The organism is Sphaerisporangium rhizosphaerae (assembly GCF_042665155.1).
Lineage (GTDB): Bacteria > Actinomycetota > Actinomycetes > Streptosporangiales > Streptosporangiaceae > Sphaerisporangium > Sphaerisporangium rhizosphaerae.
The window spans coordinates 55,082-74,792 of the sequence record NZ_JBHTCG010000029.1 but is presented as its reverse complement, the minus strand read 5'-3'; the positions used below and the strand labels follow the sequence as shown (position 1 = coordinate 74,792).

19 protein-coding genes are annotated in these 19,711 nt (G+C 71.2%); 14 read left to right on the top strand and 5 right to left on the bottom strand.

Annotated features, from left to right (window positions below):
- The first annotated feature begins 37 nt into the window (after positions 1 to 37).
- The 6 genes from ACFQSB_RS31210 (at position 38) to ACFQSB_RS31185 (ending at position 9,074) form a co-directional block, all read left to right on the top strand.
- The gene (locus ACFQSB_RS31210) at positions 38 to 1,462 is read left to right on the top strand and encodes a sugar ABC transporter ATP-binding protein (RefSeq protein WP_380830469.1); all 1,425 of its coding nucleotides are present in this window, start codon (positions 38 to 40) and stop codon (positions 1,460 to 1,462) included.
- A 35-nt stretch (positions 1,463 to 1,497) separates the two neighbouring features.
- On the top strand, positions 1,498 to 2,460 hold the full coding sequence (locus tag ACFQSB_RS31205; RefSeq protein ID WP_380830440.1) for an ABC transporter permease: 963 nt from the start codon (positions 1,498 to 1,500) through the stop codon (positions 2,458 to 2,460).
- Positions 2,457 to 3,386, top strand: coding sequence for an ABC transporter permease (locus ACFQSB_RS31200; RefSeq protein ID WP_380830439.1), 930 nt, complete (start codon positions 2,457 to 2,459; stop codon positions 3,384 to 3,386). Before ACFQSB_RS31205 ends, ACFQSB_RS31200 begins: the two co-directional genes overlap by 4 nt.
- Positions 3,387 to 3,472: 86 nt before the next feature.
- Positions 3,473 to 4,630, top strand: coding sequence for a substrate-binding domain-containing protein (locus tag ACFQSB_RS31195; RefSeq protein ID WP_380830468.1), 1,158 nt, complete (start codon positions 3,473 to 3,475; stop codon positions 4,628 to 4,630).
- Positions 4,627 to 5,460 (top strand): sugar phosphate isomerase/epimerase family protein, encoded by an 834-nt coding sequence (locus ACFQSB_RS31190; protein WP_380830438.1) that lies wholly within the window; start codon positions 4,627 to 4,629, stop codon positions 5,458 to 5,460. The genes ACFQSB_RS31195 and ACFQSB_RS31190 overlap by 4 nt, the downstream gene beginning before the upstream one ends.
- Before the next feature lie 80 nt (positions 5,461 to 5,540).
- Positions 5,541 to 9,074, top strand: coding sequence for a ThuA domain-containing protein (locus ACFQSB_RS31185; RefSeq protein WP_380830437.1), 3,534 nt, complete (start codon positions 5,541 to 5,543; stop codon positions 9,072 to 9,074).
- Positions 9,075 to 9,187: 113 nt separating this feature from the next.
- Here the strand turns inward: ACFQSB_RS31185 and ACFQSB_RS31180 are convergent, their stop codons facing one another.
- The gene (locus tag ACFQSB_RS31180) at positions 9,188 to 10,207 is read right to left on the bottom strand and encodes an LLM class F420-dependent oxidoreductase (RefSeq protein ID WP_380830436.1); all 1,020 of its coding nucleotides are present in this window, start codon (positions 10,205 to 10,207) and stop codon (positions 9,188 to 9,190) included.
- Between the two features lie 95 nt (positions 10,208 to 10,302).
- On the bottom strand, positions 10,303 to 11,193 hold the full coding sequence (locus ACFQSB_RS31175; RefSeq protein WP_380830435.1) for a LysR family transcriptional regulator: 891 nt from the start codon (positions 11,191 to 11,193) through the stop codon (positions 10,303 to 10,305).
- Between the two features lie 105 nt (positions 11,194 to 11,298).
- On the opposite strand from ACFQSB_RS31175, the gene ACFQSB_RS31170 reads away from it, so the two are divergent.
- Together ACFQSB_RS31170 and ACFQSB_RS31165 are read left to right on the top strand one after the other, a co-directional pair.
- Positions 11,299 to 11,799: a cysteine dioxygenase family protein gene (locus ACFQSB_RS31170; RefSeq protein ID WP_380830434.1), complete on the top strand. Its 501-nt coding sequence runs from the start codon at positions 11,299 to 11,301 to the stop codon at positions 11,797 to 11,799.
- 13 nt (positions 11,800 to 11,812) lie between these two features.
- Entirely contained in the window at positions 11,813 to 12,310 is a 498-nt protein-coding gene (locus tag ACFQSB_RS31165; protein ID WP_380830433.1) for a pyridoxamine 5'-phosphate oxidase family protein, read from the top strand.
- 126 nt (positions 12,311 to 12,436) lie between these two features.
- Here the strand turns inward: ACFQSB_RS31165 and ACFQSB_RS31160 are convergent, their stop codons facing one another.
- The 3 genes from ACFQSB_RS31160 to ACFQSB_RS31150 all read right to left on the bottom strand — a co-directional run bounded on the left by ACFQSB_RS31160 (position 12,437) and on the right by ACFQSB_RS31150 (position 14,773).
- Positions 12,437 to 13,393, bottom strand: a complete 957-nt coding sequence (locus ACFQSB_RS31160) for an MBL fold metallo-hydrolase (RefSeq protein WP_380830432.1) — start codon at positions 13,391 to 13,393, stop codon at positions 12,437 to 12,439.
- Entirely contained in the window at positions 13,377 to 13,964 is a 588-nt protein-coding gene (locus ACFQSB_RS31155; protein ID WP_380830431.1) for a winged helix-turn-helix domain-containing protein, read from the bottom strand. The genes ACFQSB_RS31160 and ACFQSB_RS31155 overlap by 17 nt, the downstream gene beginning before the upstream one ends.
- A gap of 116 nt (positions 13,965 to 14,080) precedes the next feature.
- Positions 14,081 to 14,773: a FadR/GntR family transcriptional regulator gene (locus ACFQSB_RS31150; RefSeq protein WP_380830430.1), complete on the bottom strand. Its 693-nt coding sequence runs from the start codon at positions 14,771 to 14,773 to the stop codon at positions 14,081 to 14,083.
- Positions 14,774 to 14,881: 108 nt separating this feature from the next.
- On the opposite strand from ACFQSB_RS31150, the gene ACFQSB_RS31145 reads away from it, so the two are divergent.
- From ACFQSB_RS31145 to ACFQSB_RS31120, 6 genes are all read left to right on the top strand, one after another.
- Positions 14,882 to 15,658 carry a (Fe-S)-binding protein gene (locus ACFQSB_RS31145; RefSeq protein ID WP_354926965.1) on the top strand — a complete coding sequence of 259 codons (777 nt, stop codon included), beginning with the start codon at positions 14,882 to 14,884 and terminating at the stop codon, positions 15,656 to 15,658.
- Positions 15,659 to 15,719: 61 nt separating this feature from the next.
- Positions 15,720 to 17,141: a lactate utilization protein B gene (locus ACFQSB_RS31140; protein WP_380830429.1), complete on the top strand. Its 1,422-nt coding sequence runs from the start codon at positions 15,720 to 15,722 to the stop codon at positions 17,139 to 17,141.
- A 96-nt stretch (positions 17,142 to 17,237) separates the two neighbouring features.
- A complete protein-coding gene (locus tag ACFQSB_RS31135) occupies positions 17,238 to 17,855 on the top strand; it encodes a LutC/YkgG family protein (RefSeq protein ID WP_380830427.1) in 618 nt (205 codons plus the stop codon).
- A gap of 133 nt (positions 17,856 to 17,988) precedes the next feature.
- Positions 17,989 to 18,462 carry a hypothetical protein gene (locus tag ACFQSB_RS31130; RefSeq protein WP_380830426.1) on the top strand — a complete coding sequence of 158 codons (474 nt, stop codon included), beginning with the start codon at positions 17,989 to 17,991 and terminating at the stop codon, positions 18,460 to 18,462.
- Positions 18,459 to 18,776 (top strand): winged helix-turn-helix domain-containing protein, encoded by a 318-nt coding sequence (locus ACFQSB_RS31125; protein WP_354850531.1) that lies wholly within the window; start codon positions 18,459 to 18,461, stop codon positions 18,774 to 18,776. The genes ACFQSB_RS31130 and ACFQSB_RS31125 overlap by 4 nt, the downstream gene beginning before the upstream one ends.
- A complete protein-coding gene (locus ACFQSB_RS31120) occupies positions 18,769 to 19,683 on the top strand; it encodes an ABC transporter ATP-binding protein (protein ID WP_380830424.1) in 915 nt (304 codons plus the stop codon). The genes ACFQSB_RS31125 and ACFQSB_RS31120 overlap by 8 nt, the downstream gene beginning before the upstream one ends.
- The last annotated feature ends 28 nt before the right edge of the window (positions 19,684 to 19,711 follow it).

Here is a 19,711-nt window from a genome sequence, read left to right as displayed (position 1 = left end):
CCGGCGCATGCCCCGCAGGGCGGGTCGCGTGCTGAAGATGACCGGCATCGGCAAGAGCTTCCTGGGCGTCCGGGTCCTGCGGGACGTGGACCTGGAAGCGGCCGCCGGACAGGTGCACGCCGTAGTGGGGGAGAACGGCGCCGGCAAGTCCACGCTCATGAAGATCCTCGCAGGGGTGCACACCCCGGACGAGGGGACGATCGAGATCGACGGCCGGCGTGTGGTGTTCGGGCATCCGGTCGAGGCGCAGCGGTCCGGGGTGGCGATCATCCATCAGGAGTTCACTCTGCTGCCGGAGCGGACGGTCGCCGAGAACGTGTTCCTCGGCCGGGAACCGGGCCGGTGGGGGCTGGTCGACCGGGCCGCGATGGAGTCGGCGACCGGTGAGCTGCTGCGCTCGCTCGGTGAGGAGTCGTTCGGCCCGCGCGATCTCGTCCGGCGGCTGTCGGTCGCGCAGCAGCAGGTCGTCGAGATCGCCAAGGCGCTGTCGCTGAACGCGCGCATCGTGGTGATGGACGAGCCGACCGCCGCCCTGGCCGACCACGAGGTCGAGTTGCTCTACACCCTGGTGCGGCGGCTCACCGGGCGCGGAATCGCGGTCCTGTACATCTCGCACCGGCTCCGCGAGATCTTCGAGCTCGCGGACCGCATCACGGTGCTCAAGGACGGCGTCCGGGTCACCACCGCCGCCGCGTCCACGCTGACCCCCGTCGCGCTGGTCGGTCTGATGGTCGGACGGGAGCTGGACTCCTATTTCCCGCCCCGGGCCGCGCAGCCGCCCGGGGAGGTGGTGCTGCGCGTGCGCGGCGGCGGCAACGCCAAGCTGCGCGGCATCGACCTCGACCTTCGGGCGGGCGAGATCGTCGGGCTGGGCGGACTGCAGGGCTCGGGCCGCACCGAACTGGCCAAGGCGCTGTTCGGCGCCGAGCCCTTCACCACCGGCGAGATGACCCCATGCCGTCCCCGGACGCCCCGCGAGGGCATCGTGGCCGGAATCGGGCTGGTCACCGAGGACCGCAAGGCCGAGGGGCTGCTCCTGGACCAGCAGGTGCGCGACAACGCCATGCTGGTCGCCCGGGCCACCGGGCGGCGCCCGGAGGGAGTGGACCGGTTGCTGGAGCGCGTGGGGCTCAGACCACCCCGGCCCGCGCAGGAGGTCCGATTACTGTCCGGAGGCAACCAGCAGAAGGTCGTGCTGGCCAAGTGGATGGCGGTCGCGCCGCGCGTCTTGCTGTTCGACGAACCCACCCGCGGCGTCGACGTCGGAGCCAAGGCCGCCATCCACGACCTGATGCGCGAACTGGCACGCGGTGGCATGGCGATCCTCATGATCTCCTCCGAGCTTCCCGAGCTCATCGGCATGAGCGACCGCATCGTGGTGCTCCGCGAAGGCCGCGTCACCGGCGAACTGCCGGCCGGCCCGTCCGAGGAGGACGTCATGCGCCTGGCGGCCGCGTCATGACCGAGCACGTCAAACCGCGGCGAATCCCCGCCCGCGTGGCCCATCTCGGGTGGATGTCGGCCGATCGGCCCGCGCGCGCGGTGTACCTCGCCCTGGTCCTGCTCATCGCGCTGGGCTGGGTGCTGTTCGAACTGGACGGCGGCGGGTTCCTGGGCCTTGAGAACGTCGTCGGGATCCAGCAGCGGTCGGCGGCGCTGGGAATCGTCGCCGTGGGGCAGACCGTGGCGATCCTGACCGGAAGCCTGGACCTGTCGGTGGCCTACCTGATCAGCCTGACCTCCCTGGTGGCGGCCGAGATCATGGCAGGCGGGGACGCCGGGGTGGTGCCCGCGGTCGCCGCGGCGCTCGCGGTGAGCGCGACGGTCGGGCTGGTGAACGGACTGGTGGTCACCCGCCTCAAGGTGCACCCCTTCATCGCCACGCTCGGCGTCGCGCTGATCCTCAAAGGGGTGCTGGACTGGCGGTACGACGGGCCGGCCGGGAGCGTGCCGCCCTCCTTCCAGCATCTCGGGTACGACCGCATCGGCCCGCTGCCGGTGTCGGCACTGTTGTGGGCCGCCGTGGCGGTGTCGGCGTGGTTCCTGCTGAGCAGGACGCGCCTGGGCCACCGGATCTACGCCGTCGGCGGGGACGCCGAGGTCGCGCGGCTGTCGGGCGTGCGGACCGGGCGGGTCGTGGTCGTCGCCCACGTGCTGTGCTCGCTCTGCGCCGGGATCGCCGGGCTGCTGCTCGCCTCCCGGCTCGGGGCCGGCGCTCCGACGGTGGGCACCGACGGCGGTTACGACCTGGAGTCGATCGCCGCGGTCGTGCTCGGCGGGACGGCGCTGGCCGGTGGCCGCGGCGGGGTGGCCGGCACCGTCGGAGGAGTCCTGCTCCTCGCCGTCCTCGACAGCGTCTTCAACCAGCTGGAGATCAACTCCTTCGCCAAGGACGTCGTGCGCGGCGTGGTCCTGGTGGCCGCCCTGGCGATCTACGCGCGCGGGAGGCGTACGGCATGAGGCGAGCGCTGCCGATCTTCGTCGTGCTGGCCGGGCTGCTGGTGGCCATCGCGGTCATCAACCCGTACTTCCTGGAGCCGCCCGCCTTCCTCGCCTTCGTCAAGCGCGCCGCGCCGCTGGTGATCCTCGCGGCCGGGCAGTACTTCGTGATCGTGTCCGGCGAGTACGACCTGTCGGTCGGCTCGCTGGTCACCGCCGAGGTGGTGATCGCCGCCCGGCTCATCGACGGCTCGGCGGAGGCGACCTGGCCCGTGCTGGCCCTGCTGATCGCCCTAGGGCTGCTGGCCGGGCTGGTCAACGGGGTCGTCACCACGATGCTGCGGGTGCCGTCGTTCATCGCCACCCTCGGCATGCTGCTGATCCTGTCCGGGGCCGTCTTCCTGTGGACGGGCGGCGCGCCCCGCGGCGCCCTGTCCTCGCAGTTCCGCGAACTCGGGCGCGGGAGCCTCGGCCCGGTGCCCTGGTCGGTGCTGATCCTCGTGGTGGCCGGGGCCGTGGCGATGCTGGCCATGCGCGCCGACTTCGGCCGCACGCTGGTCGCGGCCGGCGACAACGACCGGGCCGCGGCCCTGTCCGGTGTCCGGGTCGCGCGGGTCCGGACGGTGGCGTTCATGATCTCCGGGCTCTCCGCGGCGGTCGCGGCGATCCTGCTCGGCGGCTTCGCCGGCGTCTCCGCGCAGGTCGGCGCCGGTCTCGAATTCCAGGCCATCACCGCGGTGGTGCTCGGCGGCGTGGCCCTCGGTGGCGGCCGCGGCTCCGTGGTCGCCGCGATGGCGGGCGCCTTCACCCTGGAGGCGCTGTTCACCCTGCTCAATCTGTACGGCATCTCGGGGGCACTGGAGCCGGCCGTGCAGGGGGTCATCATCATCGCCGCGGTGGCGCTGGGAGCCGTGAGCCTCCCGCGCAGAAGAGCCGCGGCGACCTGACCCGATACCGATCGAAAGGAACGACCTTGCGATATTCCTCGCGGCGAACGCTCGCCGGCGTGGCGCTGGCCGGACTGGTGGCGTCGATGACCGCGTGCACCACCGACAGGCCCGCCACCTCCGCCGCGCCGACGACGGCCGCGGCCTCGGCGGCGCCGTCGTCCGGCTCGAACACCGGAGAGCAGTCGAAGTTCTTCGTGCAGGGCGACTACGACGCCCAGATGGCGATGCGGTCGGCGCAGCCGACCGGCCCGGACGGCAAACCGTGGGAGCAGAGCATCGACTCCAAGCTCGTCGACACCGCCGAACACAAGAAGGACGGGCCCTACCACCTGTGCTTCTCCAACGCCGCGGTGAACAACCCCTGGCGGCAGGTCGGGTTGAAGACCATGCAGGCGGAGGTCGGCCTGCACAAGGAGATCAAGAAGTTCACCATGCTCGACGCCGAGGGCAAGGACGACAAACAGATCTCCGACATCGCCGAGCTGCAGGGCAAAGGCTGCGACGCGCTGATCATCTCGCCGAACACCACCGCGACGCTGACCCCCGCGGTCTCCGGGGCGTGCCCGAAGCTGCCCGTGATCGTGTTCGACCGGGGAGTGCAGACCGACTGCCCGGTCACCTTCATCAAGCCGATCGGCGGCTACGCCTTCGGCGCCGAGGCCGCCGAGTTCCTCGTCGGCAAGGTGCCCGCAGGCGGGAAGATCCTCGCACTGCGCATCCTTCCCGGTGTGGACGTCCTGGAGACCCGCTGGTCGGCGGCGAAGATCGCCTTCGACAAGAGCGACCTCGACGTCGTCGGGGTGGAGTTCACCGACGGCGACGCCGCCAAGACCAAGAGCATCGTCGGCGACTACATCCAGCGGCACGGCAAGATCGACGGTGTCTGGATGGACGCGGGCGCCACCGCCGTCGCGGCGGTCGAGGCCTTCGAGGACGCGGGGCAGCCCGTGCCGCCGATCAACGGCGAGGACCAGGAGGACTTCCTGCAGAAGTGGAGCGACGCGAAGCTGACCGCGATCGCCCCGACCTACCCGACCTACCAGTGGCGGACCCCGGTGATCGCCGCGCTCAAGATCCTCAAGGGCGAGCAGGTGCCGAAGGTGTGGAATCTGCCCCAGCCGACGGTCACCCAGGAGAACCTCGCCACCTACCTCAAGCCCGGCATGCCGCCGCTGCACTACGCGTTGTGCGGCTGCGAGGACCTGCCCGGCTACCCCGAGAAGTGGGGTGGCAAGCCTTGATCGGCGTCAACACCTGGGTGTGGGTCTCGCCGCTCACCGACGACTCCTTGGCCGCCCTGGCGCCGCGCATCGCGGAGTGGGGGTTCGACGTCATCGAGCTGCCGGTCGAGCGGCCGGGCGAATGGGACCCCCGCAGGGCGGCGGACCTGCTGGCCGAGCTCGGGCTGGGCGCGTCGGTCGTGCTCACGATGCCCATAGGGCGCGAACTGGTCAGTGCGCCGAGCTGGACCATCGGGGAGACCCAGGACTATCTGCGGCACTGCGTGGACGTCGCGGTGGCCGTGGGCGCGCCCGCGGTGAGCGGGCCCGCCTACGCCTCCGTCGGCCGGGTCTGGCCGATGAGCCCGGACGAGCGCCGCGCCGTCTACGCCGAGCTCGGGGAGAACCTCAAGCCCGTGCTCGCCCACGCGGGCGAGTGCGGGGTCCGGATCGGCGTCGAACCGCTCAACCGGTACGAGACCAGCCTGCTGAACACCGTCGAGCAGGCCCTCGAAGCCCTCCCGGACGACTGCGGCCTCGCCCTGGACACCTACCACATGAACATCGAGGAGAAGGACCCGGCGCGGGCGGTACGGCTGGCCGGCGACCGGATCGCGCACATCCAGGTGTGCGGGACCGACCGCGGCGCCCCGGGCGCCGACCACTTCGACTGGCCCGGCTTTGCCGCCGCCGTTCGCGACGCGGGCTACGCCGGTCCGCTGGTGATCGAGTCCTTCACCGCCGACAACACGACCATCGCCACCGCCGCGTCCATCTGGCGACCGCTCGCCCCGTCCCAGGACGCCCTCGCCACCGAGGGACTGTCCTTCCTGCGCACCCTCTGGAGGTGACCCTCCCCGTCATCGAAATCCCGCTCCTCCTCCGCGGCGCCGGCCGAGAGCCGGCGTCGTCCGTCCCCTGGAGATCCCGAATGCGAAGACCACGCCTGCTCCTCCTCCTGACCGCCGTGCTGCTGATGCTGCCGTTCGGCGCGGTGCCGGCGGCCAACGCGGCGGCGCCCCTGTACAGGGTGCTGCTGTTCAGCAAGACGGCGTCCGGCGCCTACCGGCACGACTCCATCAGCGCCGGCATCACGATGTTCCAGCAACTCGCCGCCGCCAACAACTTCCAGCTCGACCGCAGCGAAGACTCCAGCGTCTTCAACACGACCAACCTGAACAACTACGACGCGGTGATCATGCTCCAGACCTCCGGCATGGTCTGGGACAACGACTCGCAGCGCGCGGCCGCGCAGGCGTACGTGCGCAGTGGCCACGGCATCGTCGCGATCCACAACGCCGTCGACCAGAACATCGAGTCGCAGTTCCCCTGGTGGGACCAGACCGTGCTGGCCGGCGCCCACATGACCCAGCACTCCTCCATCGTGCAGGGCACGGCCAAGGTCGCCGACAAGGTGCACCCGTCGACCGTGGGGCTGCCGGACCGGTGGACGCGTACCGAAGAGTGGTACAACTTCGACAAGAACATGCGCGGCAGCGTCCACGTGCTGGTCACCGCGGACGAGACGACCTACGACGCCGGTGCGAACAAGATGGGCGCCGACCACCCCATCTCCTGGTGTCACAACCCTGAGGGCGGCCGGGTGTGGGCCACCGCGATGGGTCACAACGCCTCCTCCTACTCCGAGACGTTGTTCAAGCAGCACCTGCTCGGCGGGCTCAAGTGGGCGGCGGGCTACGAACCCGGCGACTGCGGCGGCACGGTCGCGAGCCGGTTCCAGAAGGTCACCCTGGACGGCGCGCCCGACCAGCCCATGGAGCTGGAAGTGGCGGCCGACGGCACGCTCTACTACATCTCCCGGTCGGGCAAGGTCAACATGATCGCCCCCGGTGGCTCCCCCCGCACGATCGGCACCCTGTCGGTGTACGACGGTGGCGAGGACGGCGGCATCGGCCTGGCGCTCGACCCGAACTTCGCCACCAACCGCTGGATCTACCTCAACTACTCGCCCAGCAACGGCGGCGAGGTGAACCGGGTGTCCCGGTTCACGCTCAACGGCACCACGCTCGACCTGTCCAGCGAGAAGAAGATCCTCGAGGTTCCGGCGTACCGCAACGTCGACGAACCCGGTCACACCGGCGGCTACATGGCGTTCGGCCCGAACGGCAACCTCTACATCGCACCCGGGGACGACACCAACCCCAACGGCTCCAGCGGGTACGCCCCGATCGACGAGCGGTCCGGGCGCGAGCACTACGACGCCCAGCGGTCCGCGGCCAACACCAACGACCTGCGCGGCAAGATCCTGCGCATCCACCCCGAGTCCGACGGCACCTACACCGTCCCGAGCGGCAACCTCTTCGCGCCCGGGACCGCCAAGACGCGCCCCGAGATCTACGCGATGGGCTTCCGCAACGCGTTCCGCTTCTCGGTCGACAAGGACACCGGCTGGATCTCGGCGGCCGACTACGGTCCCGACGCGGGGTCGGCGAACTCCAACCGGGGCCCCGAGGGCACCGTCGAGTGGAACCTGATCAAGGAGCCGGGCAACTACGGCTGGCCCTACTGCGTCGGCAACAACATCCCGTTCAACGACTTCAACTTCTCCACCAACACCTCCGGCTCGAAGTTCAACTGCTCGGCGCCGGTGAACAACTCGCCCAACAACACCGGGCTGACCAACCTGCCCGCGGCCAAGTCCGCCACCATCTGGTACAACTACCACGCCTCCGCGGAGTTCCCCGAGATCAACTGCTGCGGCGGCGCGGCCCCGATGGGCGGCCCGTTCTACCACTACGACCCGAACAGCTCCTCCGACCGCAAGTTCCCGGAGTACTTCGACAAGACGCCGTTCTTCTACGAGTGGAGCCGCAACTTCGTCAAGGAACTGCGGCTGGACTCCTCCGGCAACCTGTTGAAGATCAACTCCTTCGTCCCGCAGCTCTCCCTGCACGCGCCGGTCGACATGAAGTTCGGCCCGGACGGCGCCCTGTACTACGCCGACTGGGGCAACGGCTTCGGCCACAGCAACACCGACGACGGCATCTACCGGATCGACTACATCGGCGGCGCCGGCGGCAACCGCTCTCCCGTCGCCAAGGCGAGCGCCTCGCCGGACACCGGCAGCGCGCCGCTGACCGTCGCGTTCTCCTCCGCCGGCTCGTCCGACCCGGACGGCGACGCGATCACCTACGCCTGGGACTTCGGAGACGGCGGGACCTCCACCAGCGCGAACCCGTCCCACACCTACAGCTCCAACGGCACCTACACCGCCAGGCTGACCGTAAAGGACTCCGGCGGGAAGACCGGCACCATCACCTTGACCATCGGGGTGGGCAACACCCGTCCCACGGTCGCCTTCAGCGCTCCGCCGGACGGCGGGTTCATCAACTTCGGTGACACCGTCAACTACAACGTGACCGTCACCGATCCCGAGGACGGCACCATCGACTGCTCGAAGGTGACGGTGATCCCCGCGCTCGGGCACGACACGCACAGCCACGACACCGGCCAGGTCACCGGCTGCTCCGGGACGATCACGACCACCGCGTCCGGGCACGACGAGGCCGCCAACGTCTACTACGTGCTTCTGGCCGAGTACACCGACAAGAGCGGCCTGAAGGGCAGCACCGGGATCACGCTGCAGCCCAAGCACAAGCAGGCGGAGTTCTTCACCGGCTCGTCGGGCGTCCAGGTCGTCGACCAGAGCGGAGCCGAGGGCGGCAGGCGCGTCGGCGAGATCTCGGGCGGCGACTGGGTCTCCTACACGCCGATGAACCTGTCCGGGATCGACTCGGTGTCCTTCCGCGTCTCGGCGGCGTCCAACACGGGCGGATCGATCGAGCTGCGCGCCGACTCGCCGACCGGGACGCTCGTCGCCTCCAGTTCGGTGCCGAGCACCGGAGGCTCGAACACCTACCAGTCCCTGCCGGCGGCGACGGTCACCAACCCCGGTGGCACCCATAACTACTACCTGGTGTTCCGGGCGCCGACGGCGAACGCCTACGACCTGGACTCGATCACCTTCAACGGCCAGGGCGTCGGCCAGGGCGGCGGCAACACCGGTGGCCCGCAGAGCGGGCGCAACTACACGCTGACCGCCGGGCACAGCGGCAAGGTCGCCGACGTCAGAGGACAGTCGACCGCCGACGGCGCCGCCGTCATCCAGTGGACGGCCGGCGGAGGCACCAACCAGCAGTGGAAGGTGACCGACGCAGGAAGCGGGACCTACACCCTGGCCGCCGTGCACAGCAGCAAGTGCATGCAGGTCGCGAACGCCTCCACCGCCGACGGCGCCCTGGTCCAGCAGTGGGGATGCTCGGGCGCCGCCAACCAGAGATGGCGCCTGGAATCCGTCGGGACGAACGTTTACCGGGTCATCTCGGCGAACGGCGGCAAGTGCCTGGACGTTCCCAACGCCTCCACGGCGAACGACGTCCAGCTCGTCCAGTGGACCTGTAACAGCGGCACCAACCAGCAGTGGAGGTTCACCCAGCTCAACTGACCCAGCGCCCCGGCGCCCGTCCCGCGGGCGCCGGGGCCTTCCCCCCAGGCCGTCTCGGCGGATCGGGGTGGCGCGGCTCGCGCTCGCCGCCCCGGTGCCGCGCCGCCGCCTGATCAGCCGAGCACGAGGTCGCGGACCGTGCGCAGGGTCGGCTCGTCGCGGGGCCCCATGGCCAGCAGGGTGGTCACCGGGCTCGCGCGCCACGGCGCGAGGCGCTCGCGGATGCGGCCGGGCGGGCCGACCAGGGAGATGCCGTCGGCCAGTTCGTCGGGGATGGCGCGGAAGGCCTCGTCCTTGCGCCCGGCCAGGTACAGCTCCTGGATCTTGTGGGCGGCGTCGGCGAAGCCCATGCGGCCGACGATGTCGGCGTGGAAGTTGCGCGCCTTGGCGCCCATGCCGCCGATGTACAGCGTGAGCATCATCTTCACCCCGTCCAGGGCGGCCCGGACGTCATCGGTGATCATGACGTAGACCATCGCGGCGACGTCGAACCCCGGCCGTGCGGCGGCCGGCGACGGGCCGTACATGCTCTCGATCTTCTCGGGGAAGGTGAACAGCGGCAGCCAGCCGTCGGTGATCTCCGCGGCCAGCGCGACGTTCTTCGGCCCTTCCGCGCCGAGGTAGATCGGGATCTCGGCCCGCAGCGGGTGGGTGATCGACTTCAGCGGCTTGCCGAGCCCTGCGCCGCCGGGGTGGGGCAGCGGGTAGTGCGGGCCGTCGTTGGTGACCGGTTCCTCGCGGCGCCACACCTTGCGCATGATGTCGACGTACTCGCGGGTGCGGGCGAGCGGCTTGGGGAACGGGGCGCCGTACCAGCCCTCGACCACCTGTGGCCCGGAGGCCCCGATGCCGAGCAGCAGCCGGCCACCGGTGAGGTGGTCGAGCGTCATGGCGGTCATGGCCGTGGTGACCGGGGCGCGCGCCGACATCTGCGCCACGCTCGTGCCGAGCTTGATCGTGCTGGTGCGCGCGCCGTACCAGGCCAGCGGGGTGAACACGTCCGACCCGTACGCCTCGGCGGTCCACACCGAGTCGTACCCGAGCCGCTCGGCCGTCTGGACGACCTCGGTGGCGTCGTCGGCGTCCCGCTGCCAGTAGCCCAGGTTCAACCCCAGCCTCAGCTCACCGCTCATGCCCATCCTCCAAGGTCCGTCCGGCGCAATTAGAACACGTTCTATCCGCAGGGTCGAGGGACGCCCGCGGGGCCGAGGTGCGCCGAGTGCGGGGCCTACGAGGGCGGGGCCGGCTCGCCCGGCCGGACCTGCCGGACGGCGTGGTGCAGCGCGCCGACCAAGGCGGTGGTCGCCGGCGGGTCCGGCGGGTCGCCGTAGGTGGCCAGGTAGACGTGCCGCCGGAAGTCGCGAAGTACGCTGGCCTCGATTCCGGGCGCGCGGTGGGTGCGCAGTGCCAGCCCCGGCATGGTGGTCACGCCCATGCCCGCGGCGACCAGTGCCTGCTGGACGATGATGTCGTCGCTGGTGTAGGCGATGGGCGGGACGAAGCCCGCCCTGTCGCAGGCCTCGAGGAACTCGCGGCGGCAGTTCTCGCAGCCCGCGATCCAGGCGGAGTCGCGGTTGCCCGCCAGTGTCTGGCCGGGTTCGAGGCTGAGCAGGTACATCGGGTCGTCGAAGAGGTGCGTGGCGCGGACGTCGTCCGGTGTCGCGTCGTCGTAGCGGAAGACGACCGCGACGTCGACCTGCCCGGCTCGCAGCAGATCGAGTGCCACGCGCGGGTGGGCCTCGACCAGGCGCAGTTCGATGCCGGGGTGCTCGCGGCGCAGGATGCCCGCGGCGTGCGGCACCAGCGCGGCGAGCGCCGACTGGAAGCCGGCGACCCGGACCCGGCCGGTGCGCAGGCCCACCATCGCGGACAGCTCCGCGGCGGCCGTGTCGACCCGGCCCACGATCTCGGCGGCGCGGCGGGCCAGGTGCTCGCCCTCCGGGGTGAGCCGGATGCCCCGGCCGACCCGCTGGACGAGCCTGGCGCCGGTCTCGGCCTCCAGCCTGGCCAGATGATGGCTGACGGCGGGCTGGGAGTAGTTCAGGTGCTTGGCGGCCTTGGTGACCGAACCGTGCGCGGCGATCGCCGCGAGCACCCGTAACCGCAGGATATCCAGCATGCATAAAGATTACGCATGAGTTGGCTCAATCCTTGTCATTAGACGAATGGGTAGGCGCGCGGGAGGCTGAGGGGGACGAACCCGCTCTGCGAGGAGGACGCGGCGATGACACGCTCACTCACGACGCTCACCGATCTCGTCGCGGCCGTGCGCCAGGCGACCGACGTGCGGACCGGCTGGACGGACACCGCGGACCTGGTCGCCGATCGGCTCCGGGCGCATCTGCCCGGCCCCGAGGTCCTGACGCCCGATCAGCGTCTCGGCCGGCACGACCGGGTCGCGGGCCACCTGCTGCACGCCGAGCCCGACGGGGCGTTCTCCATCCTCGGCCTGGTCTGGCGCCCCGGGCAGACCACCCGGATCCACGACCACATCACCTGGTGCGTCGTGGGCGTGCTGTCCGGCATCGAGCACGAGGAACTGTTCGACGAAGCGCTCAACCCCATCGGCACGCGGGACAACCCGCCTGGCGAGGTCAGCGGCTTCGCACCGCCCGGCGACATCCACCGCATCCGCAACGTCGGCGACGAGATCGCCATCAGCCTGCACATCTACGGCACCGACATCACCCGCGTCGGGTCCAGCGCCCGCCGCTACTACAACTAGAGGAGCTCCGACCATGGACCAGCACGCCATCGACGAGGTGCTGAACCGCCCGCTCAGCCAGGAACTGCTGGCCCGCGACCTGGCCAGGCTGGCCTTCATCGCGCTCGACGGGACGCCCCGGTCGATCCCGATCGGGGTCACCTGGAACGGCACGGAGATCGTCATGTGCACCGCGACGAACGCACGGAAGCTCCCGGCGTTGCGTCGCGATCCCGCGGTCGCCCTGACGATCGACACCGAGTCGCACCCGCCGAAGGTCCTGCTCATCCGCGGCCGGGCGGAGCTGGACGTCGTCGACGGCATCCCGGAGGAGTACCTCCAGTGGAACGGCACGTATGAGATGACGCCCGAGCAACGGGCCGAGTGGGAGGAAGGCGTGAAGTCGCTCTACCTCGGCATGGTCCGGGTCGTGGTGAAGCCGACCTGGGCCAAACTGATCGACTTCGAGACGACCCTGCCCACCGCCATCGAGGAGCTCATGCGGCGACAGAAGGAACGGCAGCTCACCTGAACACGCACACGCGCCGCCGAACGCGGCGACCGTCCCACGAAGGACTGGTGAGGTGGTGGCGAGCCTGCCGGGGACGGGTCAGCGAGGGGCGGTGGTGGCGCGAGGGGCCGGCTCACGGCGGGGGCTTCACCGCCGCGAGAGCGCGGCGCGGGCCTTGTGCGCCAGCCCGCGGGCCATGAGCTTGAGCATGTCGCTACGGCGGGGCTGGTTGTAGATGAGGAAGTCGTCGAACCGGTGGACTCCTCGCTTGCCCGCGACGGACGCCGCCGCGTCCCGGATGGCCGCCAGGTGGGCCACGGTCATCTCGGGGGCGCGCTCGTCGGGCTGGTAGGCGGCGCCGAGCGGGTAGTCGCGGCCTGGGTGGCTCGTCATCTCGACGTGGCAGCCGAGCACGTGGGCCACGGGGTGGGTCTCGGCGAAGGCGACCAGGCGATCGAGCGTCGCGAGGTAGGCGGGGAAGTCGAAGGCGTACAGCCTGCCGGGCAGGACGGTGTCGCCCGTGAGCAGGATCGCGGTCCAGGGATCGTAGACGGTGATCGCCGCCTTGTGGTGGCCCGGCGAGCCCAGGATCGAAAGGACCCGGCCGCCCAGGTCGAAGGCGACGGTCTCGGCGGGCCAGCCCTCGCCGAATCCGAAGAACGCCCGCACGGCCTCCACATCCCGCGCCACCACGGTGGTCGCGGGGCGGCCGGCGAACTGCGGGTCGGCGGCCACGTGGTCGCCGTGCCCGTGGGTGTGCGCGACGATCAGTTCGTACTCCTCGCGCGGGTGGTGTTCGAGCCAGGCGGCGATGAGCCGGTCGACCGTCTCGCGCAGCGGGAACAGGCCGGGGTCGGCGGTGGCGCCGGTGTCGAGCAGCAGGGCCCGGTCGTTGCCGAACAGCAGGTAGAGGAACGGGGCCTCGTAATTCACCGACTTGCTCTGACGCATGATGACGGTGTGCTCGTCGTAGTGGTGGACCTGGATCAGCGGATCGCGGGCGGGCCTTCCAGGGGGCGCGCCGTGGCTCCACGCGACGTCCAGGGAGCCGGTGGCAGGGGCGGCGCTCACGAAGTCGATCAGGCCGTCAGTCGTCGGATTCATCATCGTCGTCCCGTGAGTCGAAATCTGGCATCGGCGTCGCCGCCATGAAGTACCGGACATGACGCTGTCCGGGTTCGAGCTGGTGAGAGCCGCTCGTGGTCCTCGTCGTGTAGGGCTCGAGGAGCGCCTTCCACCTCTCCTTGAGTTCGGCGGCCTCGTCGGCGGACAGGACGGCCACCGCGGTCACCATGCCCGCCTTGTGGTCCCATGCCTGCTCGTCGCCGCCCCCGCGGTCGATGTGGTCGAGGATCGCCTGCGTCTCGCGCTCGACCACGACCCGCTGGAGCTGCCGCGTGACGACGGCGTCGCCGCCGGCCGCGATGCGCAGCGCCGGCCGCCGGTCGGGGACCCGCCACTGCCGCTCGCGCCGGTCGCGCCCTGGGCCGGCGTCTTCCACGAAGCCGTATTTGGCGAGCTGGCGCAGGTGGAAGGAGCAGTTCGCCTGGGAGGAGCCGAGGACGCGCCCGCACCGGGCGGCCGTGGCCGGGCCGATCGTGGCGAGCAGTTCGAGCAGGTCGAGGCGGAGCGGGTGGGCCAGGGCCCTGATCGCCTTCGGATCGCTGATCTGCATATGTCAAACAATACTTTGGCATCGGCGGATGTCAAACACTTCTTTGGCTTTTGTCGTGTTCACGTCCTGCGTGGTTCCATGCCGGTGCTCCGGGGGACGGACGGCCGGCGGAAGTCCTAGAAGAGCTCGGGGTAGGCGTGGGCCAGGTGCGCCGTTACGGCGTCGACCGCGGTGGCGGCGTCGCCGGAGACGATGGCGTCGTGGATGCGGCGGTGGTCCTCGCGCAGCACGCGCGTGTCGCCGAGCCGGTCGACCGCTTCGATCGCGTACTTGCGCATCGCCCCGCGCAGCGCGCGCATCACCGCGGCGATGAGCCGGTTGCCCGACGCCTCGGCGATGGCCACGTGGAAGGCGATGTCGTGTCGCACGAAGTCCTCGGCGCTCGCGGCGGCCTCCATGGCCGGCATCGCCTCCATCAGCGCCTCGGCGGGCTCCGGCAGGGGGGCGGCGCGCGCGGCGTGTTCGGCGGACCAGCGTTCGATCATCAGGCGGGTGTCGATGACCTCGCGCAGCGAGAGGCTGGACAGGCCGAGGCTCAGGCGCAGCAGGTCGGTCAGCGCGCTGTCGGGCCGGGAGGTGAGCACCGCCCCCGCGTCCGGACCGCGGCCCACCTGCGAGGACACCACCCCCAGCGTCTCCAGGACGCGAATCGCCTCGCGGACCGAGGACCGGCTGACCTGGAGCTGCTCGGCCAGTTGCCGCTCGCCTGGCAGGCGGTCTCCCACCTTGAGGCCGTCGTCGGCGATGCGCCGTTCGACCTGGAGGAGCACCTCCTCGAACGCGCGTGTGCGTCGCCTGCCGTCCGCCACGTGACCGTCCCTCTCGCCTGGAGTATGGTCTGACCATACTCGGTTCCAGGGGCGTCCACCGGCGCGTTCGTTCCGGGTGGGTCCGGAGCGTCTTGAGGAAAGGCCGCGATGCGGGTCGCACTGTTCATCACGTGTGTCAACGACACGCTCTTCCCGGACACCGGCAAGGCGGTCGTGACGCTGCTGCGCCGCCTCGGTTGCGAGGTGGAGTTCCCCGAGGCCCAGACGTGCTGCGGCCAGATGCACGCCAACACCGGCTACCGGGACGAGGGCGTCCGGCTGGCCCGGCACTTCCTGGACGTCTTCGCCGGATACGACGCCGTGGTGACGCCCTCGGGGTCGTGCGCCGCCATGGTGCGCGAGCAGTACCCGAAGCTGGCGGCGGGCATGGGCGCCACGCGGCCGGCGGCGTTCGCGAGCGCCCACGCGGGGCGCTCGCCGTTCGCGCGGGCGGTGGCCGAGACGGCGCCCAAGGTGCACGACCTGTCGGAGTTCCTGGTGGACGTGCTCGGCGTCACCGACGTCGGCGCCTATTTCCCGCACCGGGTGACCTACCACCCGACGTGCCACTCGCTGCGCGGCCTGCGCGTCGGCGACCGCCCCGCCGCCCTGCTGCGCAACGTCCGGGGCCTCGAACTGGTCCCGCTGCCGGGGGCCGAGGAGTGCTGCGGGTTCGGCGGCACCTTCGCGGTCAAGAACGCCGCCGTCTCCTCGGCCATGTGCGCCGACAAGGTGGCCAACGTCATGACCACCGGCGCCGAGGTGCTCTGCGCGGCCGACAACTCCTGCCTGATGCACATCGGCGGCACGCTGAACCGCCAGCGCTCCGGCGTCCGGGTCATGCACCTGGCGGAGATCCTCGCGAGCACCGAGGCCGAGCGGTGAGGCGGCCCCTGTCCGTCCGCGAAGGAGCCCCGTGCTTCCACACCTGTGAAGGAGACACGCGATGAGCGGCCCCGGGCAGGGCACCTTTCTCGGGATGCCCTCCTTCCCGCGCAACGCCGAGAAGGCGCTGGCGGACTCCCAACTGCGGTTCAACCTGCGCAAGGCCACCCACACCATCCGGGCCAGGCGCGGCGCGGTGGTGTCGGAGCTGCCCGACTGGCACGAACTGCGCGAGGCCGGGCGCGCCATCAAGGACGACGTGCTGCGCAACCTCGACCGCTACCTGGTCCAGGCCGAGGAGGCCGTCGTCGAGGCGGGCGGCCACGTCCACTGGGCGTCGGACTCCGCCGAGGCCGACCGCATCGTCACCGGCCTGATCAAGGCCACCGGCGAGACGCGGGTCATGAAGGTCAAATCCATGGTGACGCAGGAGATCGACCTCAACGAGGCCCTGGAACGCGAAGGCATCACCGGCTACGAGACCGACCTGGCCGAGCTCATCGTCCAGCTCGGCGACGACTGGCCCTCGCACATCCTGGTGCCGGCCATCCACCGCAACCGCTCGGAGATCCGTGAGATCTTCCTCGCGCACATGGGGGAGTGGGGCCGTCCCGCCCCCGAAGGCCTGGGGGACGAGCCCGGCACGCTCGCCGACGCCGCCCGGCTGCACCTGCGCGAGCGCTTCCTGTCCACCAAGGTCGGCGTCTCGGGCGCCAACTTCCTGATCGCCGAGACCGGCACGCTCGTCGTGCTGGAGTCGGAGGGCAACGGCCGCATGTGCCTGACCCTGCCGCAGACCCTGATCAGCGTGGTGGGCATCGAGAAGGTCCTGCCGACCTGGCGCGACCTGGAGGTGTTCCTGCAGCTTCTGCCGCGCAGCTCCACGGGGGAGCGCATGAACCCCTACACCTCCATGTGGACCGGCGCCGCGGAGGGCCAGGAGTTCCATCTGGTGCTGCTGGACAACGGCCGCACCGACGTCCTGGCCGACGAGATCGGGCGCCAGGCACTGCGCTGCATCCGCTGCTCGGCCTGCCTGAACGTCTGCCCGGTCTACGAGCGGGTCGGCGGCCACGCGTACGGCTCGGTCTACCCGGGGCCGATCGGGGCCATCCTCACCCCGCAGCTTCGCGGCATGACCTCCGAGCTGGACGCCTCGCTGCCGTACGCCTCCAGTCTGTGCGGGGCGTGCTACGACGTGTGCCCGGTGGCCATCGACATCCCCGAGGTGCTGGTCCATCTGCGGGCCAGGGCTCCGCACGCCCCGGCCGAACGGGCCGGGCTGGCGGCCGCCGGCTGGGTGCTGGACGAGCCCGTGCGGCTGCGGAGCGCCCAGCGGCTGGTCACCCGCCTTCGCGGGCTGGTGCCCAAGACGCACCTGCCGGGCCCCGGCGCGGCCTGGACCGCCACCCGGGACGTGCCGCCCGTGCCGCGCGAGTCGTTCCGCGACTGGTGGCGGCGCACGCAGGAGGAGGACCGATGAGCTCGCAGGGAGATGTGGTCTCGGTGCGCGTCCGGAAGGTGGGCCGATGAGCTCGCACAGAGGGATGATCGTGGCGTGCGTCCGCGAGGTGGGCCGATGAGCTCGCGCGAGGCCATCTTGGCGCGCATCCGCTCGGCCGTCGCCGGCGCGCCGCCGGTGGAGGTGACGCGCGGTTACCGTCCTTCCCGCGATGAGCCGGGCGGCGTCGAACTGTTCGCAGAACGGGTCCGCGACTACCGGGCGACCGTGCACGTCGTCCCCGCCGCCCAGGTGGCGGCCACGGTCGCGGACGCGCTGGCCGGCCGGGGCGCGCGCCGCCTGGTCGTCCCCGGCGGGCTGCCCGAGGAGTGGCTGGGCGCGTTGCCGCCCGGCGTGGAACGGCTGGGCGACGTCCCGCCGCCGTCCGCCGCCGAGCTGGACGCGGCGGACGGCGTGGTCACCGGCTGCGCGGCCGCCATCGCCGAGACCGGCACGATCATCCTGGACGCGGGCCCCGGCCAGGGACGCAGGGCCCTCACCCTGGTGCCCGACTACCACCTGTGCGTCGTGCGCGCCGGGCAGATCGTGCCCGGCGTCCCCGAGGCGGTCGCGCGCCTGGACGCGTCGCGGCCGATGACGTGGATCAGCGGCCCGTCGGCGACCAGCGACATCGAGCTCAACCGCGTCGAGGGGGTGCACGGCCCCCGCACGCTCGAGGTGATCATCGTCCTCTGACGTCCACCTCGTCCGCCCCGGTACGGCTGCCGCGCGCCGTGCCGGGGTTCGTTGTTCTCAACGTCCGGTGAAGCACTTGAATGGGAGTTGAGCGCTTGCTAACTTGTTGAGTACAGGAAAGGGGGATGAGGGCATGAACGCCGGTGACGATCAGGGTGCGGGGACGCACACGGGCTCCGAGACGGACATGAGCGCGGGCGAGGCGCTCGCGCAGATCGGCCGCGTGCGCAGGAGCGTCGGACGGTCCGCCGCCGCGATGGGGTGGCTCTACCTCGTCTGGGGCGTCGCGGCGCTGCTGTACTGGCCGGCGATGTTCTTCGCCTCGTCGCCCATCCCGCGGATCGCCGGCATCGCCTGGCTGGCGATGACCGCGCTGTCCTTCGTCTACGCCTACAGCCTCGGCGTCTACGGCCACTCCCGCCTGCACTCGCGGGTGGCCCTCGTCTGGGTGGCCGTCATGGTCGGCGTGGCGCTGTTCGGGTACTACGTCATGCCCGAGCGGCCCTCCGGCTGGTGGGTGGCCGCGGGCCTCGCCGCCGCGGTCGCCGCCGCCGTCCCCGTGCTGTACGCCGCCTGGCGCCTGCGTCCCTGGGACGGCGCCAGGTGACCGAGAGCGGCGCCCACCCCCGCCACGACCTGGACCAGCTCATCCACACGCCGGTCCGCCTGTCGATCATGGCGGCGCTGGCCGCCGCGGACAACGTGGAGTTCCGGTTCCTGCGCGACACCATCGAGGTCAGCGACTCGCTGCTGTCCAAGCACATGCTGACCCTCGAAGAGGCGGGCTACGTCAAGGTCGAGAAGGCCTTCATCAGCAAGAAGCCCGGCACCTGGCTCTCGCTCACCCCCCGGGGACGCGAGGCCTTCCGCGAGTACGTCTCGGTGCTCGAGAAGATCATGAAGGGATCCCCCCATGCTTGAGGTGGAAGGGCTCGAAAAGCGCTACGGGGACACCGTCGCGCTCGACGGCGTGAGCCTGACCGTTCGCCCCGGCGAGATGTTCGGCTTCGTCGGCGCCAACGGGGCCGGCAAGACGACCACCATGCGCATCGTGATGGGCGTGCTCGGCGCCGACGCCGGGCGGGTGCGCTGGAACGGCGCGCCCGTCGGCCACGACACCCGCCGCAGGTTCGGCTACATGCCCGAAGAACGCGGGCTGTACGCCAAGATGCGGGTGGCCGAGCAGGTCGAGTACTTCGGCCGGCTCGGCGGCATGGCCGCGCCGGACGCCCGCCGCTCCGCCGACGCCCTCATCGAGCGGCTGGGCCTGGCAGAGCGACGCGGCGACGACGTCGACAGCCTGTCCCTGGGCAACCAGCAGCGCGTCCAGCTCGCCGTCGCGCTCATCCACGATCCCGAGGTGCTCGTCCTGGACGAGCCGTTCTCCGGCCTGGACCCGATCGCCGTCGACGCGCTGGCCGGGGTGCTCGCCGAGCGCGCCGCCGCCGGGGTGCCGGTCGTCTTCTCCAGCCACCAGCTCGACCTGGTCGAACGGCTCTGCGACTCGGTCGGCATCATCAAGGCCGGCCGCATGGTCGCGGTGGGCACCGTCGCCGAGTTGCGCGCACGGGAGTCGCGCAAGCGCCTGCGCATCGTCGTGACCGGCGCCGAGGCCGGCTGGGCCGACCGGCTGCCCGGGGAGATCGTCGCCAGGACCGACCGTTCGCCGCTCGCGACGGCCGAGGAGCACGAGCGCTACGACGAGGTGATCCTCGTCCCGGCCGACGACCAGGAGGCGCTGCGGCTGGCCACGCGGGCCGGCCGGGTCCAGCACTTCGGCTGGCAGGAGCCCGGCCTGGCCGACATCTTCCGCGAGGTGGTCGCGTGAACCTCCTCGCCCTGGCCGACCTCCTTGC